The 378-nt window shown below is 57.1% G+C and carries 1 protein-coding gene; it reads right to left on the reverse strand.

The genetic code is table 11. From position 1 onward, the window contains the following. A partial coding sequence (locus D3260_RS17145) for a transposase (RefSeq protein ID WP_199671580.1) occupies nucleotides 1-161 on the reverse strand: 161 nt, incomplete at its 3' end. Nucleotides 162-378 lie beyond the last annotated feature (217 nt).

Genomic DNA, 378 nt, shown 5'->3' on the forward strand with positions numbered 1-378 from the left:
CCGAAGGCCGGCGGCAGGTCGCGCCATGGGCATCCGACCCGCATACGGTAGCGCATGCCCTCGACTGTTTGCCGCAATCGGGGCTTGTCGTCAATCGACTCAGCCAGCAGTATCTGTCTGAGCTTCGCCCAGAGCTTTTCTGAGCGCATCTGGCGGGCCATCGCGAACTCGTTTTGAAGCGGGGTGGAATACCGCAACAATGCGAGTTCGCCATTCTATTTCAATCGCTTATGGCGAAACCTCAACAGGCCCTAGGTGTGACCTCTCAGTAGATTGTTCATCCGAGCCGCAGTCCTTGAAGCTGATGGGTGCAGAAATCCGTCAGACCTAAGGAGCGACCCGGATGAACACGCATAAGAATGCGCGACTCACCGTTCA

Source organism: Salinisphaera sp. Q1T1-3 (genome assembly GCF_003602005.1).
Taxonomy (GTDB): domain Bacteria; phylum Pseudomonadota; class Gammaproteobacteria; order Nevskiales; family Salinisphaeraceae; genus Salinisphaera.